Origin of the sequence: Rhizobacter sp. (assembly GCF_031412495.1) — a bacterium.
In the GTDB taxonomy this organism is placed as follows: domain Bacteria; phylum Pseudomonadota; class Gammaproteobacteria; order Burkholderiales; family Burkholderiaceae_C; genus Schlegelella_A.
In genome coordinates this window covers 1-4,363 of record NZ_JANODC010000464.1, presented here as the reverse complement: position 1 = coordinate 4,363, position 4,363 = coordinate 1, and the positions used below count along the sequence as shown (strand labels likewise).

At 67.5% G+C, this 4,363-nt stretch carries 5 protein-coding genes; 3 read left to right on the top strand and 2 right to left on the bottom strand.

Going from position 1 to position 4,363, the window contains the following annotated elements; all coding sequences use genetic code 11:
* Positions 1–96 precede the first annotated feature (96 nt).
* Positions 97–1,095, bottom strand: a complete 999-nt coding sequence (gene arsS, locus AC30N0_RS17330; RefSeq protein WP_489519142.1) for an arsenosugar biosynthesis radical SAM (seleno)protein ArsS — start codon at positions 1,093–1,095, stop codon at positions 97–99.
* A 323-nt stretch (positions 1,096–1,418) separates the two neighbouring features.
* Between arsS and AC30N0_RS17325 the strand changes: the two genes are divergently transcribed.
* The 3 genes from AC30N0_RS17325 (at position 1,419) to AC30N0_RS17315 (ending at position 3,900) form a co-directional block, all read left to right on the top strand.
* Positions 1,419–2,933, top strand: coding sequence for a DUF4331 domain-containing protein (locus AC30N0_RS17325; protein ID WP_489519141.1), 1,515 nt, complete (start codon positions 1,419–1,421; stop codon positions 2,931–2,933).
* Positions 2,934–2,944: 11 nt separating this feature from the next.
* Positions 2,945–3,226: a hypothetical protein gene (locus tag AC30N0_RS17320; protein WP_489519140.1), complete on the top strand. Its 282-nt coding sequence runs from the start codon at positions 2,945–2,947 to the stop codon at positions 3,224–3,226.
* 98 nt (positions 3,227–3,324) lie between these two features.
* On the top strand, positions 3,325–3,900 hold the full coding sequence (locus AC30N0_RS17315) for an FxDxF family PEP-CTERM protein (RefSeq protein ID WP_489519139.1): 576 nt from the start codon (positions 3,325–3,327) through the stop codon (positions 3,898–3,900).
* 16 nt (positions 3,901–3,916) lie between these two features.
* Here AC30N0_RS17315 and AC30N0_RS17310 read toward each other — a convergent pair.
* The coding region (locus tag AC30N0_RS17310; protein ID WP_489519138.1) for a uroporphyrinogen decarboxylase/cobalamine-independent methonine synthase family protein at positions 3,917–4,363 on the bottom strand (447 nt) is incomplete at its 5' end.

Below are 4,363 nucleotides of genomic sequence, written 5' to 3'. Positions count from 1 at the left end.
GCAGGCTGCCGAGGTCGAAGTGGAGGTAGAACCCGACCGCCAGCAGCGCGAGCAGCAGCGCCCCGATCCACAGGCCGCGGCGACCCACGCCAGTGGTCACGCCGCGCGCGCCGCGACCCCGGGCACGGGGTCGGCCTCCAGGGCGCCGCCGCAGCTGCTGCCCTGCCCGGCCGTGCAGCCGTAGCAGTGGTCGGCCACCCGGATCGGCCCCGGCACTGCGTCGTTCGCGAGGAGGTCGCGGAGGTGCGGCCGGGCGGCGCCGCCGAGGCGGGTGGGCAGGCCCAGCATCTGGTTGAAGTCGCAGTCGTAGAGCTCGCCCTGCCAGTCGACGCTGAGCATCGAGCGGCACATCACGGTCTCCAGGTTCTCGGCGCGGTACGCGCCCTTGAGCAGGGCCATGTAGGCCGGAAAGGTGCCCTTGGAGACGAGCGTGCTGCCGAAGCGCTGGATCGGCATGTTGGTGAGCGCGAACAGGTGGTTGAAGCGGATGCCGAAGTGCGCGCCGAGCTCGCGCTTGTAGTCGGCCTCGAGGGCAGCCTGCGGCGGCGGCAGCGACGCGCCCTGCGGGTTGTAGACGAGGTTGAGGACCAGGCCGGAGCCGTCGGCGCCATAGCCGAGCGCGTTGAGCGCCTGCAGGCCGGCGATGCTCCGCTCGAACGCGCCGTCGCCGCGCTGGCGGTCGACGTTGGCCACCGAGTAGCAAGGCAGCGAGGCGACGACCTCGACCCGCTGCCCGGCCAGAAAGACGGCGAGGTCGTCCTGGCCGGGTTCGGACAGGATGGTCAGGTTGCAGCGGTCGATCACCTTCACGCCCTGGGCCCGGGCCGCGACGACGAGACGGCGAAAGTGCGCGTTGAGCTCGGGCGCGCCGCCGGTGAGGTCGAGCGCGCCGATGCGCCGGGCCCGCAGCACCGCGAGAACGAGATCCACCGACTCGCCGTCCATCGTCTCCGTGCGGTTCGGCCCGGCATTGACGTGGCAATGCAGGCAGCTCTGGTTGCAGCGGTAGCCGAGGTTGACCTGCAGGGTATCGAGCGACGAGCGCGACAGCCGGGGGAAATCGGTCTTGGCCAGCAGGTGAAGGGTCTGATGCATGAGCTCTCGCTTCGTCGAGGAAAACGGATCCGCTGCTGCTACTTCGTTGCGTCGAGCCCGCAGGTTACATCCCGCGGTCGTGCACCCCTGGCCATCCCGAACTACAGGCCATCGGTCAGGCCCTCGGCGCACTTGACGGGTCGGTAAACCGCGCTTGTCCCCACCACGGGTATACCCCTGGATCCAGGAGGATCCCCCTCAAACACGGGACTCCCCCTGGCGCGGGTGCTCGCCTTGCCGAACGCAGATCGGCTTGCGGCCGGGTCGACACACTCGATCGATCGACCTGCATGCCCGCTTTTCACGCCCCTCTGGAGACCCTCATGCCGTCGTTCCACCTCACCCCTCGCCGCTGCGCGGCTCTCGGCCTCAGCGCCATCTGCCTCGCCATCTCGAACGGCGCCCTCGCCTCCAGCCACCGGGAGGCGCCGTTCATCGCTCGCATGCCGTCAGTAGACGGCACCGACTTCTACATGTTCCGCAGCTACGAGCCGGGCCGGCAGGACTTCATGACGGTGATGGCCAACTACATCCCGTTCCAGGACCCGCAGGGGGGCCCCAACTTCTACCAGTTTGACCCCACGGGCCTCTACGAGATCCACTTCGACACCAACGGCGACGGCAAGGAAGACATCACCTTCCAGTTCCGCTTCAAGAGCACGTCGAAGATGACCGCGCTGGCCGTCGGCGGCAAGCAGGTCCGGATTCCGCTGATCAACTCGGACGTGATTCCCGTCGCGATCAATCCGCCGTCACTGAATGTCCGTGAAACCTTCACCGTCGACATCGTTCGCGGCGACCGGCGGACCGGCACGAACAGCCGGGTCACCAACGCCAACGGCGGTGGTTTCGACTTCGACAAGCCGGTCGACAACATCGGCGACAAGACCTTCGGCGGTCCGGCCAACTACGAGGCATACGCCAACCTGCACATCTACAACGTGGCGATCCCGGGCTGCGCCACGCCGGGGAAAGTCTTCGTCGGGCAGCGCAAGGAGCCTTTCTACATCCCGGTCGGCAAGATCTTCGACCTGATCAATCTGAACCCGCTCGGCACGAACCAGGTCGACGGCAACAAGAACGATCTGGAGTTCAAGAACATCAGCACGATCGCGATGGAGCTGCCGATCAATTGCATCGCCGCGCCGGGCGAGCCGGTCGTCGGCGGCTACACGACGTCGAGCCTGCGCCAGGGTCGCCTGCTCAACCCGTCGCCGCGCGGCATCGACCGGGCGTCGGCGAACAGCGGTGCCTTCGCGCAGGTGTCCCGGCTCGGCATGCCGCTTGTCAACGAGGTGGTCATCGGCCTCGATGACAAGGACCGCTTCAACGCCTCCAAGCCGATGAACGATCCGACCAACTTCGCCGACTATGTGACCAACCCGACCTTGCCGGCCATCATCGAGAAGCTCTTCCCTTCGGCAAAGGCACCCACCAACTTTCCGCGCACCGATCTGCTGACCGTGTTCCTGAAGGGGATCGAGGGGTTGAACCAGCCGAAGAACGTCGTGCTCGCCGAGATGATGCGCCTCAACACGACGATCGAGCCTAAGTTGCCGGCGGCCCAAAGCCCGCTCGGCGTGGCCGGCATGGACAACGCCGGCTTCCCGAATGGCAGGCGCCCGGGCGACGACGTGGTCGACCTCTCGCTGCGGGTCGCGATGGGCGCGCTGTGCGTGCTGACCGGCCCGACCGACACCCTGAAGGTGGGCTGCAAGCCCGAGGACGCGCCCGCAGGCGGCCTCGCCCTGACGGACGGCGTCCGGCGCGACGCAACCACGTTCAAGTCGGTCTTCCCGTACTTCAACACGCCGATTCCTGGCAACTTCAACAACTGAAAGGGATCGTCATGACCCGGACCCTGAAACTCGGAGCTCGGCCGCTCCTCGGATCGACGCTCCTCCTGACCCTTTCGCTCGCAGGTTGCGGCGGCGGAGGCGGCGATGCCGATTCGCCGTCCGTTGCCGCACCGCAGGAAGTGGAATCGGTGCCGGAGAGCGCGTTTGCCTCGACCGAGGCAATGGAGACCTACCAGCGCTCGCTGACCCTCAGCGATCGATCGGAGCCGCTGGAGCTCGGCGACCTGACACCGCCGGTCGACGACCGGGCCGAGCCGGTCCCGATCGGCTAGTGCCGGCCTGCGACGTTTCGGCGGATGCGTGTTGGCCGCCGAGGCGTCGCAATGCACGCGAGTCCTCGTCTCCGAATCAACCTCTTTTGGAGTGACCCATGAAACTCAAGTCTATTGCCACTGTTGCAGCGCTTGCCGTCGCGGCCGGCGGCGCCCTCGCCGAAGACCTGAACATGACCGTCGACTTGGTTCCGTCGGGCGCCAACATGTTCACCGGTGCGTTCAGCGCGATCCATCGCGAAAGCGGCGCCTTCCTCGACAGCTTCGTCTTCAACCTGCCGCCGCTGGCGAGCGCCCTGGGCAGCGGCACCGTCACCTTCACCTCGCTGAGCGGACCGATCTCCCTCGTGCAGGCGGTGGTCGCATCAGCGGACGGAGGGTTCGTCGGTCAAACGGACACCTTCGCCAGCCTGGCCATCCCGAGCTCGTTCTCCTTCATGAACGCGACGGCACCCCTCACCCTTTTGGTGCAGGGGTTCGCCGGCGGTGGCGCCATCGATCCCTTCGACGATCCGGTGCCGCTGACGACGAGCTATGCCGGCAACATCACGTTCAACAACGCGGTGGCAGCCATTCCGGAGCCGGAGACCTACGCCCTGATGCTGGCCGGGCTGGCCGGCGTCGGCTATGCCGCGCGGCGGCGCAAGGAGAAGGCAGCGATGCCGGCGGCCTGAAGACGCGCGCGGCCGCTCAGGCGCGCCCCTCGTACAGATCCCGGCCCTTGGCCAGGGCGCGGATCTTGGCGTCGGCGATCGGCCGCTTCAGCATCCAGAAGCCGCAGTCCGGGTGGATGTACCTGACGCGGCCGGCGCCCAGTGTCTTCTCGGCGTGCTCGATGGCGCGGGCCACGGCGTCGGCCGACTCGATCTCGGTGGCCTTGATGTCGACGACGCCGAGGCCGAAGCCGATCTCCGGCTTCAGGTCCCGGAAGACCGCGAGCTCCTCCGGCGGCCGGTGCGCGCACTCGAGGACGACGTGATCGGCGTGCAGCGCATTGAGGTAGCTCATGAGCTGCTTCCAGGTGCCGCTCTGCACGCTCTGGCCGCCGTAGTTGCCGAAACACAGGTGCACGGCCGGGGTGCTGGGCACCGCGTCGAGGACGCGGTTCATCGCCGAGGCCGCCCACTCCCATTCCTC